Source organism: Wenzhouxiangella sp. XN79A, from assembly GCF_012272825.1.
Taxonomy (GTDB): domain Bacteria; phylum Pseudomonadota; class Gammaproteobacteria; order Xanthomonadales; family Wenzhouxiangellaceae.
Genome location: NZ_JAAWWS010000154.1, coordinates 1 through 23,104, shown reverse-complemented (window position 1 = coordinate 23,104; position 23,104 = coordinate 1). Strand labels below are relative to the sequence as shown.

Sequence of the window (23,104 nt, the reverse complement as noted above, 5' to 3'; positions counted from 1 at the left end):
GCGAACCCGGGACCTCGTGACGAAATCGCCCATCGAACCGAAGCGCCGGCATCGGCAGGCTCCGGGTTCGCCTGCTCGGCGCCCCGGAACGACGGGAATAGCTTCGCGCGGAACCCCCTTCCCAACGCAGAAACGAGCCGAGCGCGCTCTCCACTCCTCCGTCGACCCGAGGCGCCGAGGGCGAACCCGGGACCTGTTCCACACCTCCGTCGACCCGAGGCGCCGAGGGCGAACCCGGGACCTGTTCCACACCTCCGTCGTCCCGGGGCGCCGAAGGCGAACCCGGGACCTCGTGACGAAATCGCCCATCGAACCGAAGCGCCGGCATCGGCAGGCTCCGGGTTCGCCTGCTCGGCGCCCCGGAACGACGGAAGGATCGTTGCGCGGAGATCCGCCCTCCCACCGTCGAACCCGTCTCCGCCGCTCGATCGAAGCGCTGTGGGAGGCCGGCTGTGCCGGGCGAACGGGGAGCCGACCGGTTCCGTTGCGAAGTCCGCCTACTCGACCAGCGCCTCGGCGCCTTCGACGACCATCGCCGACGCCTTCTCGCAGGTCGAGGCGGTCGCTTCCATCGTCATGCCGTCGAACTGCGGGGTGCGGACCATGACGGCAACGGTGCAGGACGCATTCGGGCCGCTCTCCTCGCCCAGCACGGCGATCTCGCGCGACATCCGGATTTCCCCGTACTCCAGCGTGCTGCGCTCGACGATCCGGTCCAGCCCGGCGGTCAGCGCGGCCCGGCTTTCGCGCATGTCGCGATCGGCCTCCGCGGCGTCGCTTGCGCCTTCGACCTGCGCCGCAGCGGGTGGAACCAGCGCGCCGGCCATCGCCAGAGCGGCACCGAACAGGAATGAAGAACTCGTTTTCATCATGGACCTCCCCACCGCCGAATCGCCCGCGGTTCGGATTGCCGAATACAGCATCGAGCGTAGGCATTCCGAAGGCCGACTGCAAGTGCGCCAGGGCCCTGCCACAACCGATTCGAGCACGACGGCGGTTTCGGGTTTCAGGTTTCGGGTTTCAGTTCACGGTTCCCCGCCCCTCCGTCATGGCGCTCGAACCACGCCAGGATGTTGTCGATCTTGGCGATCAGGCGCGAAGGACGGCTGGCAATGCCGTGGGCGGTGTCGGGCAGGCGGACCATGACGGTGTCGACGCGCTGGAGTTTCAGCGCCTGGTAGTACTGCTCGGTTTCCGACATCGGCGTGCGGAAGTCGTCCTCGCCGGTGATCAGCAGCGTCGGCGTGGTCACGTTGCCGACCAGCGACAGCGGCGAGCGCTCCCAGTAGTGTTCGAACTCGTCCCACGGCAGCCCCGGAAACTGGTGCTCGATCTGGGTCGTGTAGGTGTCGCCGGTCAGGGTCTTGGAGATCCAGTTGATCACCGGCTTGGCCACCGCCGCGGCCTTGAAGCGATCGGTCAGACCGATGGCATAGGCCGTGGCGATGCCGCCGGCCGAGCCGCCGGTGATGAACAGCCGCTCGGGATCGACGAAACCCAGCTCGATCATCGCGTCGATGCCCGACATGTGGTCGCCGAAGTCGTCTTCCGACGAGTACTTGTACTCCAGCAGCATGCCGAAATCCTCGCCGTACGACGAGGAGCCGCGGTGGTTGTCGTAGAACACGACATGGCCTTCGGCGGCGAAGCGCTGCAGTTCGGCCGAGAAGTGCGGGCCGTAGGCCAGGTGCGGGCCGCCGTGGATCTCGAGGATCAACGGATAGTCCTGTTCCGGATCGAAGCCCGGCGGGGTCAGGTACCAGCCCTGGATCTCGGTGCCGTCGACCGTCGATGTGTAGACGATCTCGTGCACCTCGGCCAGCTCGCGCTGCCCGAGCAGGTTGGCATTGAGGTCGGTCAGCTGACGCTGGTCACCGCGGCGGCTGCGCAGGTGCACGTCGGCCGGGCGCTGGGCGGTGCCGGCAGCGAAGGCGACGGTGCCGTCGTCGGCCACCGAGAAATCGCCGGAGAGGTACGGCCGGCCGATCGTCGTGCCGCTGATCCGCTCGACCAGCGTCTCGATCTCACCATCGAGATCCACCCGTGCGACCTTGCGCTCGCCACGGTCGTCGTAGCTGAAGTACACGTGTCGACCGTCGGCGCCGAACTTCGGGGCGGCCGTGGTGCGATCCAGCTCGGCGGTCAGCACGCGCGGGTTGCTGCCGTCGGCGTCGATCACGGCGATGGTCTCGACCGAGTACTGGCGCGAACCGTGATCGTCGCGCTCGAATGCAATGTGCTCGCCGTTGCGCGAAACGGTCGGTCCGGACTCCACGCCGGGCAGGTCGGTCAGCCGTTCGAGATCGCCGTCCAGCGACACGCGGTACAGGTCGGACTCGTCACGCTCGTACTGCCAGTTGTCGTCGCGATTGGCCGAAAACACGAGCGCCGATCCGTCCGGCATCCAGGCCAGCGGACCTTCGTGGTTGAAGTCGCCCGTCGTCAGCCGACGCGCCGCACCACCTTCGGCCGGGACAACGAACACGTGGTCGAAGCCCGGGTCGATGTAGCCGCGCCCGTCGAAGCGATAGACCACCGAGTCGATGACCACCGGGTCCGGCGCCCACACCGCGCCCTCGGGCTTGGTCGGCGCGTCGGCCAGCGACGGCTTTTCGGCCGGCACCCGCATCGTGAACGCGATCATCTCACCGCCCGGCGACCAGGCGATGTCCGACGGCGGCTCGACCAGGTTGGTGACCACGGCCGTATCGCCGGAATCCATCCAGCGCACGAACAGCTGCGTCTTGCCGTTGCCGTCCTCGGCAGCAAAGGCCAGCCGATCGCCGGTCGGCGAGAAGGCCGGCGACGACGCGCTGGCCCGACCCGACACCAGCGGCCGGTGGTTGCCGCCGTCGGCATCGACCACCCATAGATTCGACACCGCCCGGTCGGTCATGATGTCGTGGATCATGCGCACGTAGACGATGCGCTCGCCGTCCGGCGAGATCTCCACCTCGCGCACGTACTGCAGGTCGAACAGATCGGACGACTGCAAGCTCGGCCGCTGGCCGTCCTGCGCCGGCATCGGCGAGGCGACCACGGTCAGGACGGTGGCCAGAACAAAGCGATGGAATCGCGGCATGGGTCGAGCTCCAGGATCGAATCGGCCCGCCAGTCTATCGGATCGATGTCCGGGTCCCGGGCTGCAGCCGCCACCGCGTCCCGCCATGATCACCGGCCCTGCTCGAGGTCGAGCGCCCGGACCTGGGCGACCGCGATGAATCCGATTCCGAGTGCAGTGACATGGTCAAGGCCCTGCGCGCCAGCGGCATCGACGCCCCCGTTCATCCGCATCCCGGACGGAGGCCGGGGCGGGGGGGGGGGAAGCCGAGCGAACCCGCCAAGCAACCCGACCGCCACCGTGCCCACCGCCTATCGATCTTCGGCACCGCTGCCGGGGGGCGCGACCCGCGAGGCCTCGGGTACGATACCGGCATGGCCGATTCATGGAATGTTTCGTGGACGACCGGCGCGACTCGAGCGGGTCTGTTCGCGCTGCTCTGGCTGGTGCTGGCCGGGCCGGACCCGGTCGGCCTGGCGTTCGGGGCGGTCGCGGTGCTCGGCGCCACCGCGCTGAGCCTTCGGCTGCTTCGGCCGGCGCCGTCCCGCGCGCCGTGGCGAGCACTGGGCCTGCTGCCCGGCTTCGTCTGGCGCTCGTTGCTCGGCGGCATCGACGTCGCGCGCCGAGCGCTGGATCCTCGCCTGCCGCTGGCGCCGGCGTGGAACGCCGTGCCGTGCCGTCTTCCGGCCGGCGGCCGGTTCATCATCGGCGCGGAGTTCAGCCTGATGCCGGGCACCCTGGTGGCCGGCTGCCGCGACGGCTGCTACCTCGTCCACCTGCTCGACGAGCGCCAACCGGTCGTCGAGGCCATGGCCGACGAGGAGGCCCGGCTGGGCCGCGCGCTGGGCCACGCCGACCGCCCCGGAGACCGCGCCCCCGCCGCCCCGCGATCCCCGTGATCGAGGCCTACCTGCTCGTCGCCACCGGGCTGCTTCTGACCATCGCCGTCGCGCTGTGGCGCATCGCCCGCGGCCCGGACCCGGCCGATCGCATGATGGCCGCTCAACTGGTCGGCACCAGCGGCATCGCGATCGTGCTGCTGCTGGCCGCGGCCGGCGACGACTGGGCGATGCTGGACGTTGCGCTGGTGCTGGCGCTGTTGGCCGCCCTGTCGGTGGTGGCGTTCGCCAAGAGCGTGCGCCGGGCCGGCTACGGCGATCCGGAGGATGCACCGGAGCACGAGCCGGCGAGTCGCCCACCGGAGCACACCGATGCTTGATGCGCTGACCCTGACACTGATCGGGCTCGGCCTCGGCTTCTTCGCCGCCGGCAGCGTCGGGTTGATCCGGTTTCCCGACAGTCCCAGCCGGCTCCACGCGCTGACCAAGGCCGACAACCTCGGGCTCGGCCTGATTGCACTCGGCCTGGCCTTCCAGGTGCCGGACCTCGGATCGCTGCTGAAGCTCCTCCTGGTCTGGGCGCTGGCGATCTTCTCGGCCGGGGCGGCGGCGCAGCTGGTCGGCCGGGTCGCGGTCGAACCGGACGACGGCCTTCCCGATTCGACGGAACGCTGATGGCCACGCCGTTCGACCTCGCACTGTCTCTGCTGGTCCTGGTCATTGCCGCCTTCGCGGTGCTCGGCCGGCACGGCTTCATGGCCGTGGTGTTCTTCATCACCTTCGGACTGCTGCTGGCGCTGGCCTGGCTCCGGCTCGACGCGGTCGATGTCGCGCTGGCCGAAGCCGCGATCGGGGCCGGGTTGACCGGCGTCCTGCTGCTCGTCGCCCGTTCGCGGCTGAAGGCGCTCGAGCCGCCCCTCGCACCCGCGCCGCATCCGGTCCTGCGTGCCGGCGCCGGAGTCGGCGCCGCGGCGGTCACCACCGGGCTGGTCCTGGCGATTCCGGCCCTGCCGTTGTCGACCGGCCTGCAGGCGGAGGTCATGGAACAGCTGCCCCTGACCGGCACCGACAACCCGGTCACCGCCGTGTTGCTGAACCTTCGCGGCTGGGACACGCTGCTCGAAACCCTGGTGCTGCTGGCCGCCCTGCTCGGGGTCTGGACGCTGGCGCGCGAGATCGACTGGCCGGGCCGGGCCGGCCGCGCCCACCGAACGCGGCCCGACGGCGTGCTGGCCCAGTTCGGCCGCGTGCTTCCTCCCCTTGCGCTGGTCATCGGTGTGTACCTGGTCTGGGTCGGCGGTCATCGACCCGGCGGCGCGTTCCAGGGCGGGACGGTGCTGGCCGCCGCCTGGATCGTGACGGTCATGGCCGGTCTGCTGCCGGCCCCGCGCGTCGATGACCGGACGCTGCGTACGGCGCTGCTCGCCGGTCCCGTCGCGTTCGTCGTGCTGGCCGTGGCGGGGCTGCTGGCCGACAGCGTGCTGGTCTTCCCGCCGGACCGGGCCAAGCTGCTGTTGCTGGGTCTCGAGGCGCTGCTGGCGGTGTCGATCGCCGCCACCCTGGCGATGCTGGTGTTCGGCGCCCCCGAAGACCGAAGCGGACGCGACCCATGAACCTGCCGATCTGGATGCCCTATGCGCTGTGCGGTGCCGGCCTGATCGGCCTGGGCCTGTACGGGCTGCTGGCCAGGCCGCAGCTGCTGCGGCGCATCCTGGCCTTCAATGTCATGGGGGCGGGCATCTTCCTGCTGTTCGGCGCGCTGGCCCGGCGCGGCGAGATCGCCTATGCCGACCCGGTGCCGCAGGCCATGATCATCACCGGCATCGTCGTGGCCGTTTCGGCCACCGCGCTGGCGCTGGCGCTGATCGTCGCCCATGCCGGCGCCGGCGGCGGTGAAGGCCTGCCGAGCGATACACCGGGCGGCGGCAAGCGTGACGAGCGCGGCGACGACGACGCGCGCGACGACGCGGGACATGACCGGCGCATCCCGGGCCGGGACCGTCGCCGCAACGAGCGGGAAGGAGCCGCGCGGTGAGCCCGGCGCTGCTGGCGCTGGTGCTCACGCTGCCGCTGCTCGGCGCACTGGGCGCCGTCGCCGTCGGCCGCCACGGCGGGCCGGTGGCCGTCGCCGCGGCACTGGCCACGCTGGCCGCGGCGCTGTGGCTTGCGGTTCGCGTGGCCACCGACGGCGCCGTATCGATCGCGGTCGGCCACTGGACGCCGCCGCTCGGCATCCGGTTGACGGCCGACGGCCCCGCCGTGCTGTTCCTGGCCACGACCGCCGTCATCATGACCGCCGTCGTGCTGTACGCGGTGCACTGGATCACCGGACCCAAGGCCGGCGCCGATCGGGACGGACCGATGGTCCACACCTTCTGGGCGCTGCTGTTGCTGCTGTGGGGCGCACTCAACGTCATCTTCGTCTCGCGCGACCTGTTCAACCTGTACGTCGGCCTGGAGCTGGCCAGCCTGGCCGCGGTGGCGCTGGTCGGCATCGAAGGCCGCCGGGAAACCCTGGCCGCCGCGCTGCGCTACCTGCTGTTCGCGCTGACCGGTTCGCTGCTGTACCTGCTCGGCGCGGCGCTGCTGTACTCGGCCCACGGCACGCTGGACCTGGGGCTGCTGGCCGGACAGCTGGGCCGGCACCCGAGCGATCTGCTGGCGCTGGCCGCGATGACCGCCGGGCTGGCGGCCAAGACCGCGCTGTTCCCGTTTCACGTCTGGCTGCCGCCGGCCCACGCCGGCGCGCCGCCTGCGGCCAGCGCCGTGCTGTCGGCGCTGGTGCCGAAGGCATCGCTGTACATTCTGCTGCGGCTCTGGTTCGACGCCGAGCCCGACGGCGCCGGGCCGGTCGGACCGCTGCTGCTCGGCGGGCTCGGCGCCGCGGCAGTGTTGCACGGCTCGCTGATGGCGCTCCGACAGCAGCGCCTGAAGCTGATCATCGCCTACTCCACCGTGGCCCAGCTCGGCTACCTGTTCCTGGTCTTCCCGCTGGTCGCCGCCGCCGGCGCGCTCGATCCGGCCGGCGGCGACGCGGCCTGGCGCGGCACGCTGTTCCAGGCGCTGTCGCACGCGCTGGCCAAGGCCGCGATGTTCCTGTGCGCCGGCCTGATCATCGAGGCCGCCGGCCACGACCGGCTCGAGCGGCTGGCCGGCACCGCGCGGGCGCTGCCGATCACCCTGTTCGCGTTCGGCCTGGCCGCGATCTCGCTGATGGGTCTGCCGCCCAGCGGCGGCTTCGTTGCCAAGCTGCTGCTGATCGAGGCGGCGTTCGAGCGCGGCGCAGCGGCCTGGGCGCTGGTCGTACTGCTCGGCGGCCTGCTGGCCGCGGCCTACCTGTTCCGGCCGCTGGCTGCCGCCTGGCGCTCCCCGGACGGGGACGCCCCCGGCTTTGCGCCGGTGGCCCGCCGGCGCCAGGCCCTGCCGATGGCGCTGGCCCTGGCCGCGCTCGGGCTGGGACTGTTCTCGGCCGGTCCGGCCGAACTGATGGGCGGGCTGCCGTGAGCCAGTGGCTGCCGCTGCTGATCCTGGCGACCTCGCTGGTCCCGGCGCTGCTGACGTTCTTCCTCGACCAGGACCAGCACCGCCTGCGGAACACGCTGAACCTCGGCGGCGCGCTGGCCAAGCTCGGCCTGGTCGTCTACCTGCTGGTCGACGTCGCCCAGGGCACGTTCCACGAGGTCCGCTTCGACCTGCTGCCCGGCCAGTTCCTGCTGCTGCGCGTCGATGCGCTGGCGCTGCTGTTCCTGGCGCTGTCGGCACTGCTGTGGCTGCTGACCACGATCTACGCCATCGCCTATTTCGATCGCAAGCCGAACCTGTCGCGCTTCTTCGGTTTCTTCGGGCTCTGCGTGTTCGCGACCACCGGCATCGCACTGGCCGGTTCGCTGCTGACCTTCTTCGTGTTCTACGAACTGCTGACGCTGAGCACCTGGCCGCTGGTCGTCCACAAGCAGAACCCCGAGTCGATGGCCGCCGGCCGCACCTACCTGCGCTACGCCTTGCCGTCCAGCACGGTGCTGCTGCTGGCCATCCTGTGGCTGCAGAACCTGGCCGGCCCGATCGAGTTCACCGGTGGCCCGGACCTGGCCGGCCAGGATCCCGACACGCTGCGCGTGATCTTCGTGCTGTTCGTGATCGGGCTGGGCATGAAAGCCGCCGTGGTGCCGCTGCACGGCTGGCTGCCGGCGGCGATGGCCGCACCGGCGCCGGTCAGCGCGCTGCTGCACGCGGTGGCCGTGGTCAAGGCCGGCGCGTTCGGGTTCGTCCGCGTGATCCACGACGTGTTCGGCATCGAGCAGGTCACCGCGCTGGGTCTCGGCATGCCGCTGGCCGTACTGGCCTCGATCACCATCATCTACGGTTCGCTGAAGGCCTTGGGTCAGCAGGGCATCAAGCGGCGGCTGGCCTATTCCACCGTCAGCCAGGTGTCCTACATCCTGCTCGGCGCGGCGCTGGCCGGACCGTTCGCGCTGATCGGCGGCCTCGCCCACCTGGTCCACCAGGGGCTGATGAAGATCACGCTGTTCTTCTGCGCCGGGATCTACGACGAGCGCGCCGGCATCCGGCGGATCGACCAGCTCGACGGCATCGGGGCGCGCATGCCCTGGACGTCGGTGTGCTTCTCGCTCGGCGCGCTCGGCATGATCGGGCTGCCCCCGATGGCCGGCTTCGTGACCAAGATCTACCTCGGCATCGGCGGGCTGGAGGTCGGCGCGCCGTGGGTGATCGGGGTGCTCGGCGCCTCGACGCTGCTCAATGCAGCCTACTTCCTGCCGCTGCTGTACCGGATCTGGTTCGTCGAATCGGCGAGCGGCGACCGGCCGGGCGAGCGTCCGCTCGGCATCGTCGCGCCGGCCGTCCTCACCGGCCTGGCGGCGATCGCCGTCGGACTGTTCGCCGGCTCGGCCGTCAGCCCGCTGGCCTGGGCCTCGCTGATCGTCGAGAGGACCTACTCGCCATGACCGACACCGGCCTGTTCGAATTCGCCGCCGTCTGGCCACTGTGGCAGGGCGCCCTGCTGCCGCTGCTGGCGCTGGCCTGGCCGCTGCTGATCGGCGCGCTGGCCGCGCTGCCGCCGCTGCGCGAGCACGCCATCCGCCTGCTGCCGCTGGCGCCGCTGCCGGCGCTGTGGCTGGCGCTGGTCCCGCCCGACGAGGCGGTCACCCGCGTTCCCGCCCTGCTGCTCGGCGTCCAGCTCGAACTGGACGCCACCGGCCGCGTGCTGCTCGGCATGGCCGCCGCGCTGTGGCTGGCCGCCGGCGTGTACGCCGCGGCCTACATGACTACGCCGCGCAAGCCGGCGATCTTCAGCGGCTTCTGGTGTCTGACGCTGGCCGGAAATCTCGGCGTGTTCCTCGCCGCCGACGCGGTGACCTTCTACGTCGCGTTCGCCGCGGTCTCGCTGGCGTCCTATTTTCTCGTCGTCCACGACGGCACGCGCGAGGCCCTGCGCGCGTCGCGGGTCTACATCGTGCTGGCCATCCTCGGCGAGGCGATGCTGCTGATCGGATTCGTGCTGGTCGTGGCCGGGGCCGACGCCACCGCCATTCCGGCGATGCGCGACGCACTGGCCGGCGATTCGATGGCGCCGGCCCTGCGCACGCTGGCGATCGGCCTGCTGATCGCCGGCTTCGGCATCAAGGCCGGCCTGATGCCGCTGCACGTCTGGCTGCCGCTGGCCCATCCGGCCGCGCCGACGCCGGCCTCGGCCGTGCTGTCCGGGGCCATCGTCAAGGCCGGCCTGATCGGCGTCATGCGCTTCCTGCCCGAGGGCGATGCGATCACCGGCGGCGTGCTGATCGCGCTGGGGCTCACCGGTGCCTATCTCGCCGTGCTGCTCGGACTCGGCCAGGCCCGGATCAAGGCCGTGCTGGCCTACTCCACCGTCAGCCAGATGGGCCTGCTCACCGCCACCGTCGGCGCCGGCCTGCTGGCCGACCGCAGCGGCGCGATCCAGTCGGCCACGTTCTACGCCCTGCACCACGGCTTCGCCAAGGGCGCGCTGTTCCTGGCCGTCGGTCTGCTGCCGCTCACCCGGGGCGCCTCACGCTGGCTGCTGCTGGCCTTCGTCGCGCTGGTCGCCGCCTCCATCGCCGGCCTGCCCGGCACCGGCGGGGCGCTGGCCAAGGCCGCGATCAAGCCGGCCTTCGACGACCCCATCCAGCTGATCGTCGGCCTGTCGAGCATCACCACCGCGCTGATCCTCGCCCGCTACCTGTTCCTGGCCGCCCGGACCGAGGCGCGCGACGACGACGGCGGTGCACCGCTCGCGATGACGATCCCGGTCGTCGCCTGCGGCCTGGCTGCGCTTGTCCTGCCGTGGCTGCTCTGGTCCGACCACGACCCGCGGTCGCTGGCTTACCTGCTGAAGCCGGTGTCGATCTGGACCGCGCTCTGGCCGGTGCTGGTCGGTGCGGCGCTCGCCGTCGGCATCGGCCGCCTCGTCACGGCCCGCAATCCGAAGCGTCCAGACGTGCCCGAAGGTGACCTCGTGGTCCCGCTCGAACGACTGGTCGAGCGCCTCGTCGAGGCCTTCCACCGCCGTCCATCGATCGGTCCCGACCGCATTCCCGCCTGGCAGGCCCGGCGCATTCGTCGGCTGTCCGCGGCGCTGGAGGGCGTGCTCGAACGCTGGCCGGTGGCCGGCATCCTGTTGATCGGCGTGCTCGTCGTCGTCGCGATCGGCGCCGCGCTGTGAATCGCTGACGGTCGGCGTCAGCTGCCCATTCTCCAGATGTCGCTCTGCTCGACCGAGCGGCTGCGGTGCATGACCAGCCACTCACTGTGTTCGTCCAGCGCGGCGCGTCCCAGCGCGCGGAGGATGTGGCGCTGTTCGAACGGCGAGGCGGCCTGATCGAGCCGGAGGCGGGCGTTGCCGAACAGCCGCTGCATGAATCGATACTGCTTGATCAGCTCCTTCTCGGCCAGCGCGTAGGCATAGCCCTGGCGAATGCCGTAGACCAGCAGCAAGGCACCCATCGTGGCCAGCAGCGGGCCGATCCAGGCCTCGGACAGGCGGTCCCCGATCAGGACCACCATCAGGATCATCGCCACGCTGGTCAGCAGGCTGATGACGCCCAGCGCCTCGGTCAGGCGATTCCAGCGCACCCGGTCGGCCGTGCGGCGATTGAAGTAGGCGAGCTGGCCGCCGCTGTCGTCGCCGATCCATTCGCGGAGCACGAACTCCAGCCCGCGCTGCTCGCGCGACCGGGCCGCATCGCTGCGCAGACCGGCGACCCGCATTTCGTTGCGGATCCAGCCGACCTCGGGGTCCTGGGTGCGCAGGAAGTTGTCGTGCACGAACAGCGAGTCGTTTTCGTCGCACACGCCGGCCACCGCCCAGTAGAACTGCACGCGCAGCCCTTCGGCCAGTGCCCGATAGTCGAGGTACTTGCGGTGCCACTGACCGCGCTTGGCGACGGCCTGGATCGCCGCTGAAACCATGAACAGGCCGAGAAAGACGACCATGAACGCGCGCTCGGTCTGCACATCGGCATAGAGAATGAAGCTCAGCCCCATGAAGAAGGCCAGGAAATGGGTCACTCGCAGCGTTCGCAGGACCTTGCGCTGGTAGTGGACGGCCAGCACGTCGGCGGTGCAGAACAAGTCGTCGATCGCAGCGACATGGGCCGGCAAGCCGGACGATCCGGCGGTTCCGGCCAGCGGGTGCGCGTCCTGTTCGATCAGCTCGGCATGGCGCATCCGATCGCGGCTGAACTCGGCGCTGCGCGCGAAGATCGCCTCGTGCTGGGCCGGCATCGACCGACTGCGCGGCGCCTCGGCGTCCTTGCTGTACCACCAGGTCTCCAGCGGCACGAGCCCCGGAGCCGGTCGACCCCCGTCCTGGTCGCGCGAGCAGACCACGTGATACACGAGGTCGCTTTCATCGTCGATCAGCATCTGCTGGGTCGCGAACACCGAATCGGTGTAGCCGGGCATGTGGCTGTCGTGGTGGAACCGGACCACGTCACCGGTGCCGCCGATGTGGTCGCTGGGCTTTCCGTCCCAGATCGCCAGCAACAGGTGGCAATGAGCAGCCAGGAACACCCCCAGCTGGGCGTACTGCGCATCGCGCTCCGAGCCGGTGGCCTCGAGCGCATCGGCGGTGCCGCCGTCGACGTGCAGAAGTTCGATCACTTCGTGCATCCGGGCCAGCCGCTGGTCGAAGTCGCGCAGGCTGGCCGGGGTGCCGAAGTCGGCGCGGTAGGCCCCCACTTCCATCGGCAGAACGGCGATGACCTCGAGCTCGAGCTCGAGCGCGACATCGGCGGCCAGCTGGTCGGCGCCCTCTGCCAGCGGCGTGAGCAGCTGCAGCCGTCGGTCGGGAAAGCGGTCGCGCATCTCGATCAGGAACTCGCGAACGGCACGGTGCAGGCCGGGGCGTTCGTCGGCGCACAGGTTGCGGTGCCCGGTCACGGCAATGACCAGCGGCAGTCGATCGTTTCGGCCCGACTCGCTCATCGCGGGCCAGGGCGGCCGAATCGATTCGCAGGCCAGCGGCCTCCACCAGCGGATCGGCCGCACCGCCCCATCCGCTGGAGGCCGCTTCCGGGCGAACACCGATCGGGCCGGATCACGCTCGATGCCCGCCTCGCCGTCGATCCGGGCGAGCCGCCGAAGCCGGTCCCGTGGGTGGCCGGCCCCTCCCCGAGAAGCGCGGCATGGCTCACCCGAGGGACTCGACAAGCACGGAATCCGGGGAACGCCGCCACGCCCTGATCATCACTCGGGACCGTCCGATCCATGCCGATTCACTCCGTTGTTCGTGGTCGCCATCGGCGAAGGTTCGTTCGTTCCCGGCGACGCGATGCCCGACGGCGGGCCGCACAGCGCGGTCTCCACGACCGCGGAAGGTTCACGCCGGCGAAGCTCGAGATCGTGTGCGACCTGGCGGCTGGCCGGGTTGGACGGTGAGGATGCCGCCTCGGCGGCCCGCACGCGCACGGCCGCGCGCTCCCACAAGGCGAGCGCCTCGTCGTGCCGCCGGTCCAGCGCGGCGGCGTCACCCAGCAGCAGCAGGGCCCGGGCCGCGATCGCCGCGATCTCCGCGTCGTCCGGACGATTCGCCGACAGGGCATCGAGCCGTTCGGCCTCCGGCGCGATCGATGCAAGAGCGGCTCGACAGGCCGCCGGATCGGGCGAGGCGCGGGCCGCGAGCGTCGTTGCAAGAACCTGCTCCGAGCCTCTCAAGGGGCCGGACCACGCGTAGCGCTCGGCATCGATCTCGATCAACTGGTCGACCAGGGTGCCCGCGCGGGCACCGGCCACCGTTGCCGCGTCCAACCGATCCAGCACCAGCAAGGCGTTGGCCAGGACCAGCCGGGCACGCGCCGCGGTTTCCATGCCGCGGGCGTCGGACGGATTGGCGTCCAGGAACAGATCGGCATCGCCGACCGCGGACTGCGCCAGGGTCAGCGCGGCCTCGGCCTCCCGAGCGAGCAGGAAGGCCTCGGAGCGGTTGATCCGATTGAGCGCGCGCCGCCGGATCACCGGATAATTCACCTCATCGTCGCTCAGCATATCGGCGATGACCGCCTCTTCATCGCTCCAGGCATCCAGGGCGCCGTCCAGCTCGCCCTGGACGAACAGCGCTCGCGCCAGCCAGGCCAGGGTCAGCGAAAGGTCGTACTGCGCCGCGTCGCGATGATGCGCAACGTCCAGCACGGCTCGCTTGATGTCCACCGCCTCCCGGAAGCTGGCCACCGCTTCGTCCAGCGCATTGGAATTCAAGCGCATCGCGCCGAGATTGACCAGCGCCGAGCCGTGTTCGCCCAGCCACTCGGGTTCATCGGGTTCCAGCGCGCGCAGCCGGGCCGTCAGCGCCACGGCTTCGCGCATGAACGCCTCGGCCTCGGCGATCTCGCCGCGCTGATAGCTCAGCCCGCCCAGGCCCTGAAGGCCGTGGGCCTGTTCGATGATGCGCTGCGGATTGCCGGGATCCCGGCGAAGCAACTCCGCCGAAGAGGCCACGGACTCGCGCAGCAGGTCCAGCGCGGCGCCGGAATCACCGAAATCCTGCTTGATGTCGCCGAGCAGGTCGAGCACGCGGGCCCGTCGGCCCAGCGCATCGTCGTCCATGCGCACCCCGGTCTGGACCACGTAGTAGGCCTGGGCCCGACTGGCGATGTCGGCCATGACTTCCAGCTGCACGTCGTCTTCCAGCTTGTGCCGCAGGTCGTCGATCATGAACTCGATCAGGCCCTCGGCCTGGTCGCGCTGGACCTCGGCCGCGGCCTGCATCGCGCGCGCCCGGTCGCGCTGCTGGACCGCGACGACGGCCAGCGCCGACATGCTCGCCGCGATCGTACCCATGATGATCGCGCTCCAGCGCAGGCGCGTGGCACGACGACGATCGTCGCGCTTCAGCAGGGTGTCGAGCCCGAGACCGAGCAGCGCGGCGACCAGCTTCAGCCGGGCCAGCCGCTTGCCGTCGCCCCGGCGGCGGGCATCGGCGGCCAGCGGCAGGTCCTCGGCCATGGACGTGGGCCGGAGCCGGTCGTCGACCTGGTAGAGCAGCGCCGGCGGAAAGCACTCGCGCGTCGAATCCTGGGGAAGCACCCCTTCGGTCAGGCTGATGCCGGGTTCGCCGTCGACGACCAGGGCCAGGATGCGGGACTTCGATCGGTGCGTCTTGAACCAGGCGATCTCCTGGTTGACCCAGGTCGAACGCACCGAACGGGGTGAACAGACCACGACCAGGAACTCGGCATCGGCCATCGCGGCCTCGATCGATGCGCGGATGGCATGGCCCGCGGCTTCTTCTTCGCGGTCCTTGAAGATCGGATGCAGTCGCGCAGGCACCGGCCCGACCGGCGTGTCACGGCCGACCAGCCCCTTGGGCGTGCGGTAGGTTTCGAGCGACCGGTGCAACCAGCCTGCCCAGGCCTTGTCGGCCCAGCTGTAGCTGATGAAGGCCCGGTAACGACGCGTCATCTCGGCGACTCCCTCGGCCGCAGGCCGGTCCGTGCCCGATGATCGGGCGCCTCGAGGCCGCTCAGTGCGTTGCCGAACGACGATTCGATTGTAGACCACCTGCAGACCGCGCCCGATTCGACCCTGCGCCGGGACCGGGCCGGGGCGCTGGCGATCGGATCGGCACCGGTCCGCCGAACGAGCGTGTCACGCGCGCAAGCTGCAGTCTGTGCTATGAAAGGACCCTGGACCATCGCGAGAACCGAACCATGATCCGAAGCCGATCCTTCCTCTCCGGCACCGTGCTGGCTGCCGTGCTGGCCGCAACGATTCCCGGCAGCGCCCGCGCCGAGCTGCCCCAGGACCAGGCCGAGCGCGCCGTGGAAACGCGCCAGTCGGTGCTGCACCTGATGGCCTGGAACATGGCACCGCTCGGCGCGATGGCGCGCGACCGCATCGAGTTCGACGGCGAGCGCGTGACGACCAACGCCGATCGCCTGCTGGCGCTGTCGAAGATGCTGTCCGACGCCTTCGGCCCCGACACCCGCGGCAACGATGTCGAGACCGAAGCGCTGGACGTGATCTGGGAGAACCCCGAAGACTTCGCGGCCAAGGTGCAGGCCAATATCGATGCCGCGACCGCGCTGGTCGAGATCTCGGCCTCCGGCGATGAAGGGGCCATCAAGGAAGCCATCGGTCGCCTGGGCAGCACCTGCGGAAGCTGCCACGACGACTTCCGCGTCGACGATTGAGGCATGAGCCCGCGACCGACCGGCGTCGCCGGGCCGGACTCGCGAACGGGTAGCGGGCAGGTTCGGACATGACCGAGGCAACCGGCGAACGGCGCGTCTGGGACTGGCCGCTGCGGCTCTGGCACTGGTTGTTCGCCGCGGCGGTGCTCGGGGCGTGGATCACCGGCGAATGGGGCGGTTTCGACTGGCGACAGTGGCACCTCCGGTTCGGCCAGGCCGCCCTCGGCCTGCTGATCTTCCGCCTGGTCTGGGGCTTCGTCGGTCCGCGCCATGCGCGGTTCGCCAGCTTCCTGACCGGGCCGAAGACACTGCTTGCCTACATCAAGACCCTGCCCCGGCGCGACGCCCCGGAAACTCCCGGCCACAACCCGCTCGGCGCCATCGCCGTGGTCGTCATTCTGTCAATTCTTGCCGTGCAGTCGGCCAGCGGCCTGTTCATCAGCGACGACATCCTCTACGAAGGTCCCTGGTTCGTCGCCGTCAGCGAGGACACCGCCGACCTCGCCAGCACCATCCACCACCGCCTGGCCTGGCCGGTCGGCATCGTCATCGCCCTGCACCTGCTGGCCATCGCGTTCTACCGTGTCTACAAGCGCCAGCGGCTGACCCGCGCCATGATCACCGGCCGCAAGCCCGCCGAACGCGTGCCGGAATCGGCCTCGATCAAGAGCTCGCGCACTGCACTGGCGCTGATCCTGATCATCGCCGTTGCCGCCCTGGCCTGGTGGCTGCTCGTGGTTGCGCCGCCGGAGCCGGCGGTGGGGGAGGTCTGGTACTAGTCCGCATTATTCATGAATCGCCGCGATGATTGCGCCGGGAATCGTTCGCACAGGGGGATTTTCCGACCGAGCGGACTACCATGCTGTATTTCCGAGCGAGGAAGATTCGCTGTGCGGACAAGGACCAGGCAAGGGCGCGAGTGCATTCATGAACAATGCGGGCCGGGATCCGCGCCATCCATCGCTGCGGATCCGTCGCGCCCGCAAGCCGGACCAGCCTTGCAAGCAGATAGTCCTGCAGCGACTGTCCGGATCGCGAGGCGCGGGCTTCCAGCGCGTCGCAGATCTCGTCCGGGACCTGATGAATGGTGATCGATCGACTCATGCGCGCAATGTAGCGGCATCCGTGTCCAACGGCAAACCCGAAGACGTTTTGTCTTGCCCGGCTTCAACCCGCCTTATTCACCACCCGTCTGTCGCGAGGGGCTGTCAGCTCTTGTGGCTGTGGCTGTAACGATCGGCGACCGAGCGAGCCGGAAGCGTAGCCATCGCTGCGGTGAGGACGCGCGACCGCCAGCAGCAAAACGACCAGCACCAGCAGCCCCACCCCACCCAGCGCGGGAATCTCGCGGCTGATCGGGCCGCGGCCGTACAGCACCACCACCCGACCGGCATTGGTGCGGCCGCCGGGATTGGCCAGCCAGCTGCCCAGTGCTACATCATCGATGCCGTCGCCGTTGAAATCGCCGCCGGCCATGGCCGATCCGGCGCCCAGCTTGGTGCCGAACTGGCCACCAAAATCGCGGATCAGGAATCCACGGCTGCCGTCGCCGCCGTGTTCCGGCAGCAAGCCTTCGACGACGAAATCATCGTCGGGATCGGCGTGGCCGAAGATCACCCAGGCACCGGTATCCTCCAGCACCGGCGGCTCGGCGTTGATCATGATGTCCGGCCGGCCATCGTCATTGATGTCACCGATCCCGCCGACGAACTGACCGAAGCGGAAGCGATCGGCAGGCGGGTCGAAGAAGCGCTGGAATTCCGTCAGACGCACCTGATTGCGCACGACATCCAGCCCCTCGCGCAGATCGATCTCGGCCGGCCACTCGTCCTGGCCAAAGAACAGATAAGCCTTGCCGATTTCGTTGCCCGTGGGCGCGCTGATCAGCAGATCATTGAAGCCATCGCCGTCGAAATCTCCGACGCCGTCGAAGCCATAGCTATTGAGATCACGTTGCGCGTCGCCGCTACCGATGGTTTCCTCTTCGCGGCCGACGATCACGAAGCCTTGCGAGCCGTCGCCGCCGTTGCGCGCCAGTAGACCGCCCAGATCGAACTGTGCGGGAAACGGACTGGCGCCTGCGCGACCGAACACGACATAGCACTCGCCGTTGAAGAACGTGCCAACAAACTGTGGTCTGGCCCGGCACATGACGATATCGTCGAGGCCGTCGCCGTTCAGATCGGGCACGATCCTTGCGCCCTGGAATCCCAGATCCAGCGAACCCGTCAAGGGAGCCTCAGGCACCGGGGCCACGATCGCAAACCCCGTCGTCGGCGGCTCGTCCAACAGCTCATCAAGACTCGTTGCGGCCGGCATGCTGCGACCGGGCCGGCCATAGATCACGTAGGCAGTCCCTTCCAGACGATCCGGCTCCAATTGCCGATTGCTGAGCACCAGAAGATCGATCAGACCGTCACCATTGACGTCGCCACTGCCAACATCCACACCCAGGAAATCGACTTTCTGGTTGCCGCGCAGCACGAAGCCCCCATCGCCGTTTCCTCCGAATTCCGGCAAGGTTTCAAGGAAGCTCGCGAATCGGTCGCCGATATCCGGGCCACCGTACAGCACGAAAACAACCCCCGCCTCGACAGGCCCCAAGCGTTCTTGCCGGACCACGATCGCAAGATCATCGATCCCGTCGCCGTCGAGGTCACCGAGATTCCGGGTGCGCCAACCCAACTGGCCGCGTAGCACATCGCCATCTTCGAGTGCAAGACGGAGAAGATCCGGATCAGCGTCGGGATCAGCGAAGAATGGACCGGTTTCCAGTCCGTCCGACTGCATCGAGATCGAGGGCTGTCCGAACAGCAAGGAAAAGCCGGACGGCGGCGAAACTGCCGCCGGTGCAAAGGTCACGAATCCGCTCAACAGATCCGCCCGACCGCTGTTGTCGAAATCGCCAAGCGCGACAGCGTTCCCAATCTGCTGATTTGCAAACGCCCCGTTGACGACGAACCCTGCTTTGCCATCCCCTCCATTGGCAGGCAGCAGATCGTTCGGATCGATGACCGGCGGAAACAACGGGGCTTGATCGATCGTGCGTCCTGCACTAGCATCGACTACGGGGCTTGCGAACAACACGATCATCAACCACGATGCGGCGGTCGTGCAGGCCCTCCGTCGCAGTAGGAGGACACCATCATGCAAGCACTGCACCACCTTCGAGAACCTTCGAGAACCTTCGAGAACCTTCGAGAACCTTCGAGAACCTTCATAGACACTGCCTCGCCGTTGTTGCACTTCTGTTACTGAGCACGGCTGCACTGGCGCTGACTCCGCGACAGACGCTTCAGAACCAGCCGCTCCCCCAAGCCCTTATCGATGGTATCACGGCACTTTCGGATGCAACTTCGGAGTATGTGCTCTCGGTCAAGTTCGTTGATTCGGCACTGGCGCGAGTGGAGTCCGGCAAGCTGGTCTCCGATAGCGGCTGGAACTTCAAGCCCGTCGCAACGCTTGCACAGAGCCACAGCGCCAGCTTCCGGCAACGACTTGATGCAGGCGCTTGCCCCAATCTCAATGCAATGATCGCCCTCGCCGAGCAGAACACCGGCATGACCCAGCCCGACTTCGAGGGTTTTCATACTGTTGAGTTCTCGCAGGCGCTGAGCGGCAGCCAGTTCCTCGCGGCCTACAACGATCTCCTCACCCGTTCGGAAATCGAGTATGTCGGCATCCATCCGGCCGGAGTTGCTCCGCCGCCATCGGCGACACCGGACTACACGCCGCTTCAGGTCGACTACCGCGGGCCGGACCCCGGCGCGGATTTTGCGTTCGCGCATGCACAAGGACTGACCGGATTCGGGATGCGACTGTCCGAACTATCACCGACCTATGATCGTGACCATGAGGAGTTCGCTTCCATCATCATTCAACATGACCTTTCAACACCGCCTCTTGGCTTTGAAGATGCCGATTGCCCTGTGAGCGATCCAGGAGATTGGGATGGTTGGGTTGACCACGGCAGCGCAACGCTTGGCCAGAACCTGGCGCCCGACAACGGCTTCGGGACAACTTCGAGCCGGCCATCCGGCGACCTCGGTTCAGCGCTCGCGTTCCGGATCGTCGCGCGCCGCCATCGCCAGGTAACGCGGCTCCAGCCCGTCGCGCAGTAGGTGCATCCGCTGCCGGACCCGTTCGGCCAGCGCCTCGAAACGCGGGTCGCCGGACAGGGCCTGCAGGGTGCGGCTTTCGAAGATGAACCACCACAGGCTCATCCAGTCCTGGTCGAGATGGGCCTCGAGCAGGTCCAGCGCCAGGTCGCGGTTGCCCAGCAGCGCGTGGGCCTCGACTTCGGCCAGGTCGAAGTCCTCGTAGCCTTCCTCGCGCAGGGTCCGCAGCGTGACCAGCGCTTCTTCCAGCAGCATCCGGGCGCGCGGGTGCTCGTCGCGCGCCTGGTGGACGACGGCCAGCAGCGGGGCCAGGTAGAAGGTGTTCCCCGCTACCTGCGGCGGGTCGGCCAGGAACTCCGGCAGGGCGTTGACGAACAGCTCGCGGGCACCGTCCAGGTCGCCGGCATCCAGCAGCAGATCGCTTCGCAGCGACAGCGGCAGCCAGGTCGCCGCGCCGAGATTGGGCGCATAGGTGTCGAGGGCCAGCGCCAGGCGAGCCGCGTCGCCACGGCGCAGCGCCACCAGGATCGCCGCCCGGGACGGCCACCAGTGGTCGGCAGCATTGGCGGTGGCCCGCTCGGCCCAGCGGGCGGCAGCGTCGGGGGCATCGAGCTCGAGCAGCGCCTCGGCCATCAACGCCGGGTATTCGCTGTGCGCCGGGTCCAGTTCATGGGCCGCGTACAGCAGCCGCACCGCCTCGTCGGGCCGGCCGTGGCCGAAGCGCTCGAGCTGCGCGAGGTGGGCATAGGTGGGCACGAACCCGGCGTCGATCTCGAGGCTGCGCTGGTACTGCGCGCCGGCCTCGTCGATGCGCCCCAGCGCCAGCAGGTCCTGGGCGACGTTATTGCTGATCGTGACCGAAAGCGGGTCCAGCTCCAGCGCGCGGCGATGCCATTGCAGGGCGTCGGCGAAGCGGCCCTGGCCGTAGAGCATCACGCCGTACCAGTGCGCCGACAGTGAATCGTTGGGGTTGATCGCCAGGGCGCGCTGGAACGAGCTTTCCGCCCCCTGGATGTCGTTGTTGGCGCGGCGCAGGTCGCCAAGCACGCCGTGCGCCCGGGCCAGTTCCGGCTGCAGGTCCAGCGCGCGCTGGACGGCCGGCATCGCCCGGGCCTGCACGGTATCGGCATCCAGTCCGGCGTAGTCGTGCTGCAGCACGATCACTTCGGCCAGTCCGGCCCAGGCCTCGGCGTAGACCGGGTCCAGGCTGATCGCGCGGCGAAAGAAGGCCTCGGCCTCTGCCAGGGCATCGCCGGTGCGCCGTGCCATGCGCTGGCGGCCCAGCAGGTAGGCGCTGTAGGCCTCGAAGTCGGTCGTCGGCTGGCGGTCGATCGCGCCTTCGTCCTCGCCGGTCAGCGCCACGCTCAAGGCGGCCGCAATGGCCTGGGCGATGTCGCGCTGGATGGAGAAGATCGCGCCGACCTCGAACGGCCGTTCGAAGATCTCGGCCCAGAGGTGCTCGTCGGTGCGCGCATCGATCAACTGCACGTTGACCCGGATCCGGTCGCCGGCCACCTGCACGCTGCCTTCGAGGATCGCGTTCGCGCCCAGCGTCCTGCCGATCTCCGGAATCGAGTGCTCGCCGTCGCCGAAGCGCAGCACGGAAGTCCGGGAAATCACCTTCAGGCCACCGATCCGCGACACCACGGTCAGCAGGTCGTCGTGCAGCCCTTCGACGAAGCCCGTTCCGGCCGCCCCGACGCCCAGCGAGGCCAGCGGCAGGATGGCCAGGGTGTTCGGGGCGGCCTCGGCGGTCGACATCATCGGCCCGCCGTCGCGCGAGATCAACGACACCGCCAGCGCGGCGGCCAGCATGCCGATGATCACGTAGCTGAACACCCCGCTGGACGCCTGTGGCGCCGGCGACCGGTCGTCATCGGTCTCGCGCCGGAAGCCCCCCGCGCCGAACTCGAAGAACCACGAAATCACCACCGCGATCGGAAACCCCACCGCCAGCGAAATCACCGCAAAGGTCATCACCCAGGGCGGCATCCCCAGCGGCGGCCCGACCACGTCGAGCACCTGCACGATCAACCACGCCGCGACCAGGTAGGTCGCCATGCTCTTGAGCACGTTTCGGCGGCGGAGCTGGTGGAGGAAGGAACGCACGCGATCGAGCTCCGCATCCAGAGGGTATCGATTGTACCGTGGAGTCTTCGGCCTTCCAGAGCGTGCCCGCCGGCCCGGTTGCTCGCGCGCACACCCACCCTGCCGGGGGAGACGACCTGATTCCGGGTCCGATGGTGGGCGAGATGCCGGCGTACCCCGTCGGTCATCCTGTTCCGTTCAGCGAGTCGACATGGCTGCGTTCCGACCCGTGCAGAGAGCTTGCGATTCGCTGCGGGTCGCGCCTTGCACGATCGACTCGGTCACACTCCGAATGTCACAGGGGCAATGTCGGGGTACACTGGATTGCCGGCCCATCCACCCGACCGACGCGCCAGCATCCCCTCTCGCCGGAGCCCACCATGTCCGCACCCTCCGCTGTCCACCGCATCGTCCTTCCCGCGACCGCCGCACTGCTTCTCGGCGCCTGCTCGTTCGGCGAGCCGACGCTGCAGGAAACCCGCGAAATGGAACTCACCGTGGCCCCGGGCAGCGCACTGGCGATCCAGGCCGGCGCCGGGCCGATGACCGTGGCAGGCCACGACGGCGATTCGATCCTGGTCGAAGCCCGCATCTACCAGCGCTCGGCCAACGACGACTACCGGCTGCTGCTGGAGACCGACGGCAACGACGGCGCCAGGCTGGTCGCCGAGACCGGTTCGGGCTCGTTCGGCACCAGCGACTACATCGACCTGGCGATCCGCGTCCCGCGAACGATGCAGCTGCGCATCGAGGACGGCTCCGGAAGCCTGTGCGTCCGCGACCTGGACGGCGATCTCGACATCGAGGACGGCTCGGGCAGCATCACGATCGCGTCGATCGGCGGCAACGTCGTCGTCGAAGACGGTTCCGGCTCGATCTCGATCGAAGGCGTCGGAGGCGACCTGCGAATCGACGACGGCTCGGGCAGCATCGAAGCGAGCCAGGTCGCCGGCACGGTCTCCATCAGCGACGGCAGCGGAAGCATCACCGTGCGCGACGCCGGTGACTTCGAACTGCGCGAAGACGGCAGCGGCAGCGTCACGCTGGAAGGCATCCGCAGCCGCGGCGAATCGGACTGAGCCAGCCAGTCTGCCGAATCCGGGCGGGCGCTCGTCCAGGCGACCGCCCCCAGAGCCCGGCGCCGGCCTGCCTCTCCCCGTGGTCCCGAGGCCGGCGCAGCCGGAACCCGGGACCTCGTGATGCGATCGCCCGTCGGACCCTGGCGCCCACCAACTCTTCGTCGTCCCGGGGCCGGCGAAGCCGGAACCCGGGACCTCGTGACGCAATTGCCCGTCGAACCGTGGCGCCAACAGAGGGAGATCCCGGGTTCGC

General features: G+C 69.2%; 19 protein-coding genes. 12 read left to right on the top strand and 7 right to left on the bottom strand.

Annotation, left to right across the window (positions count from 1 at the left end; genetic code table 11):
• Window positions 1–497 precede the first annotated feature (497 nt).
• Both HFP89_RS10620 and HFP89_RS10615 read right to left on the bottom strand, forming a co-directional pair.
• Window positions 498–869: a hypothetical protein gene (locus HFP89_RS10620; protein ID WP_168717639.1), complete on the bottom strand. Its 372-nt coding sequence runs from the start codon at window positions 867–869 to the stop codon at window positions 498–500.
• A gap of 137 nt (window positions 870–1,006) precedes the next feature.
• Window positions 1,007–3,082, bottom strand: a complete 2,076-nt coding sequence (locus tag HFP89_RS10615) for a S9 family peptidase (protein WP_168717638.1) — start codon at window positions 3,080–3,082, stop codon at window positions 1,007–1,009.
• A gap of 353 nt (window positions 3,083–3,435) precedes the next feature.
• Here HFP89_RS10615 and HFP89_RS10610 point away from each other — a divergent pair, with 353 nt between their 5' ends.
• From HFP89_RS10610 to HFP89_RS10575, 8 genes are read left to right on the top strand one after another with little or no spacing between them, the layout of a single operon-like run.
• Window positions 3,436–3,960, top strand: a complete 525-nt coding sequence (locus HFP89_RS10610) for a Na+/H+ antiporter subunit E (RefSeq protein WP_168717637.1) — start codon at window positions 3,436–3,438, stop codon at window positions 3,958–3,960.
• The gene (locus tag HFP89_RS10605) at window positions 3,957–4,280 is read left to right on the top strand and encodes a monovalent cation/H+ antiporter complex subunit F (protein ID WP_346775230.1); all 324 of its coding nucleotides are present in this window, start codon (window positions 3,957–3,959) and stop codon (window positions 4,278–4,280) included. Before HFP89_RS10610 ends, HFP89_RS10605 begins: the two co-directional genes overlap by 4 nt.
• Window positions 4,273–4,575, top strand: coding sequence for a monovalent cation/H(+) antiporter subunit G (locus tag HFP89_RS10600; RefSeq protein ID WP_168717636.1), 303 nt, complete (start codon window positions 4,273–4,275; stop codon window positions 4,573–4,575). Before HFP89_RS10605 ends, HFP89_RS10600 begins: the two co-directional genes overlap by 8 nt.
• The gene (locus HFP89_RS10595) at window positions 4,575–5,513 is read left to right on the top strand and encodes a hydrogenase subunit MbhD domain-containing protein (protein WP_168717635.1); all 939 of its coding nucleotides are present in this window, start codon (window positions 4,575–4,577) and stop codon (window positions 5,511–5,513) included. Before HFP89_RS10600 ends, HFP89_RS10595 begins: the two co-directional genes overlap by 1 nt.
• The gene (locus tag HFP89_RS10590; protein WP_168717634.1) at window positions 5,510–5,935 is read left to right on the top strand and encodes an NADH-quinone oxidoreductase subunit K; all 426 of its coding nucleotides are present in this window, start codon (window positions 5,510–5,512) and stop codon (window positions 5,933–5,935) included. Before HFP89_RS10595 ends, HFP89_RS10590 begins: the two co-directional genes overlap by 4 nt.
• Window positions 5,932–7,404 carry a proton-conducting transporter membrane subunit gene (locus tag HFP89_RS10585; protein ID WP_168717633.1) on the top strand — a complete coding sequence of 491 codons (1,473 nt, stop codon included), beginning with the start codon at window positions 5,932–5,934 and terminating at the stop codon, window positions 7,402–7,404. Before HFP89_RS10590 ends, HFP89_RS10585 begins: the two co-directional genes overlap by 4 nt.
• The gene (locus HFP89_RS10580; RefSeq protein ID WP_168717632.1) at window positions 7,401–8,864 is read left to right on the top strand and encodes a proton-conducting transporter membrane subunit; all 1,464 of its coding nucleotides are present in this window, start codon (window positions 7,401–7,403) and stop codon (window positions 8,862–8,864) included. The genes HFP89_RS10585 and HFP89_RS10580 overlap by 4 nt, the downstream gene beginning before the upstream one ends.
• Complete coding sequence (locus HFP89_RS10575) at window positions 8,861–10,600, top strand: complex I subunit 5 family protein (protein ID WP_168717631.1); 1,740 nt, start codon at window positions 8,861–8,863, stop codon at window positions 10,598–10,600. Before HFP89_RS10580 ends, HFP89_RS10575 begins: the two co-directional genes overlap by 4 nt.
• A gap of 17 nt (window positions 10,601–10,617) precedes the next feature.
• Here HFP89_RS10575 and HFP89_RS10570 read toward each other — a convergent pair whose 3' ends face one another.
• Window positions 10,618–12,363 carry a hypothetical protein gene (locus tag HFP89_RS10570; RefSeq protein ID WP_168717630.1) on the bottom strand — a complete coding sequence of 582 codons (1,746 nt, stop codon included), beginning with the start codon at window positions 12,361–12,363 and terminating at the stop codon, window positions 10,618–10,620.
• A gap of 261 nt (window positions 12,364–12,624) precedes the next feature.
• A complete protein-coding gene (locus HFP89_RS10565; protein WP_168717629.1) occupies window positions 12,625–14,835 on the bottom strand; it encodes a toll/interleukin-1 receptor domain-containing protein in 2,211 nt (736 codons plus the stop codon).
• Window positions 14,836–15,083: 248 nt separating this feature from the next.
• On the opposite strand from HFP89_RS10565, the gene HFP89_RS10560 reads away from it, so the two are divergent.
• Together HFP89_RS10560 and HFP89_RS10555 are read left to right on the top strand one after the other, a co-directional pair.
• Complete coding sequence (locus HFP89_RS10560) at window positions 15,084–15,566, top strand: cytochrome c (RefSeq protein ID WP_168717628.1); 483 nt, start codon at window positions 15,084–15,086, stop codon at window positions 15,564–15,566.
• Between the two features lie 68 nt (window positions 15,567–15,634).
• Window positions 15,635–16,345 (top strand): cytochrome b/b6 domain-containing protein, encoded by a 711-nt coding sequence (locus tag HFP89_RS10555; RefSeq protein WP_168717627.1) that lies wholly within the window; start codon window positions 15,635–15,637, stop codon window positions 16,343–16,345.
• 10 nt (window positions 16,346–16,355) lie between these two features.
• On the opposite strand, the gene HFP89_RS10550 is transcribed toward HFP89_RS10555, so the two are convergent.
• Complete coding sequence (locus HFP89_RS10550; protein WP_168717626.1) at window positions 16,356–16,670, bottom strand: hypothetical protein; 315 nt, start codon at window positions 16,668–16,670, stop codon at window positions 16,356–16,358.
• A 63-nt stretch (window positions 16,671–16,733) separates the two neighbouring features.
• Window positions 16,734–18,659 (bottom strand): FG-GAP repeat protein, encoded by a 1,926-nt coding sequence (locus tag HFP89_RS10545; RefSeq protein ID WP_168717625.1) that lies wholly within the window; start codon window positions 18,657–18,659, stop codon window positions 16,734–16,736.
• A gap of 272 nt (window positions 18,660–18,931) precedes the next feature.
• Here HFP89_RS10545 and HFP89_RS10540 point away from each other — a divergent pair, with 272 nt between their 5' ends.
• The gene (locus tag HFP89_RS10540; protein ID WP_168717624.1) at window positions 18,932–19,687 is read left to right on the top strand and encodes a hypothetical protein; all 756 of its coding nucleotides are present in this window, start codon (window positions 18,932–18,934) and stop codon (window positions 19,685–19,687) included.
• Here the strand turns inward: HFP89_RS10540 and HFP89_RS16330 are convergent.
• Window positions 19,616–21,793 carry a tetratricopeptide repeat protein gene (locus HFP89_RS16330; protein ID WP_168717623.1) on the bottom strand — a complete coding sequence of 726 codons (2,178 nt, stop codon included), beginning with the start codon at window positions 21,791–21,793 and terminating at the stop codon, window positions 19,616–19,618. The two genes, HFP89_RS10540 and HFP89_RS16330, sit on opposite strands and share 72 nt — an antisense overlap.
• 359 nt (window positions 21,794–22,152) lie before the next feature.
• Here HFP89_RS16330 and HFP89_RS10530 point away from each other — a divergent pair, with 359 nt between their 5' ends.
• Window positions 22,153–22,851, top strand: coding sequence for a DUF4097 domain-containing protein (locus tag HFP89_RS10530; protein ID WP_168717622.1), 699 nt, complete (start codon window positions 22,153–22,155; stop codon window positions 22,849–22,851).
• Window positions 22,852–23,104: the final 253 nt, after the last annotated feature.

Excerpts from the sequence above, each read along its gene's own strand:
- HFP89_RS10620 (WP_168717639.1), bottom strand. The coding sequence starts at position 869 with ATGAAAACGAGTTCTTCATTCCTGTTCGGTGCCGCTCTGGCGATGGCC.
- HFP89_RS10615 (WP_168717638.1), bottom strand. The coding sequence starts at position 3,082 with ATGCCGCGATTCCATCGCTTTGTTCTGGCCACCGTCCTGACCGTGGTC.
- HFP89_RS10610 (WP_168717637.1), top strand. The coding sequence starts at position 3,436 with ATGGCCGATTCATGGAATGTTTCGTGGACGACCGGCGCGACTCGAGCG.
- HFP89_RS10600 (WP_168717636.1), top strand. The coding sequence starts at position 4,273 with ATGCTTGATGCGCTGACCCTGACACTGATCGGGCTCGGCCTCGGCTTC.
- HFP89_RS10595 (WP_168717635.1), top strand. The coding sequence starts at position 4,575 with ATGGCCACGCCGTTCGACCTCGCACTGTCTCTGCTGGTCCTGGTCATT.
- HFP89_RS10590 (WP_168717634.1), top strand. The coding sequence starts at position 5,510 with ATGAACCTGCCGATCTGGATGCCCTATGCGCTGTGCGGTGCCGGCCTG.
- HFP89_RS10575 (WP_168717631.1), top strand. The coding sequence starts at position 8,861 with ATGACCGACACCGGCCTGTTCGAATTCGCCGCCGTCTGGCCACTGTGG.
- HFP89_RS10570 (WP_168717630.1), bottom strand. The coding sequence starts at position 12,363 with ATGAGCGAGTCGGGCCGAAACGATCGACTGCCGCTGGTCATTGCCGTG.
- HFP89_RS10565 (WP_168717629.1), bottom strand. The coding sequence starts at position 14,835 with ATGACGCGTCGTTACCGGGCCTTCATCAGCTACAGCTGGGCCGACAAG.
- HFP89_RS10560 (WP_168717628.1), top strand. The coding sequence starts at position 15,084 with ATGATCCGAAGCCGATCCTTCCTCTCCGGCACCGTGCTGGCTGCCGTG.
- HFP89_RS10555 (WP_168717627.1), top strand. The coding sequence starts at position 15,635 with ATGACCGAGGCAACCGGCGAACGGCGCGTCTGGGACTGGCCGCTGCGG.
- HFP89_RS10550 (WP_168717626.1), bottom strand. The coding sequence starts at position 16,670 with ATGAGTCGATCGATCACCATTCATCAGGTCCCGGACGAGATCTGCGAC.
- HFP89_RS10545 (WP_168717625.1), bottom strand. The coding sequence starts at position 18,659 with ATGATCGTGTTGTTCGCAAGCCCCGTAGTCGATGCTAGTGCAGGACGC.
- HFP89_RS10530 (WP_168717622.1), top strand. The coding sequence starts at position 22,153 with ATGTCCGCACCCTCCGCTGTCCACCGCATCGTCCTTCCCGCGACCGCC.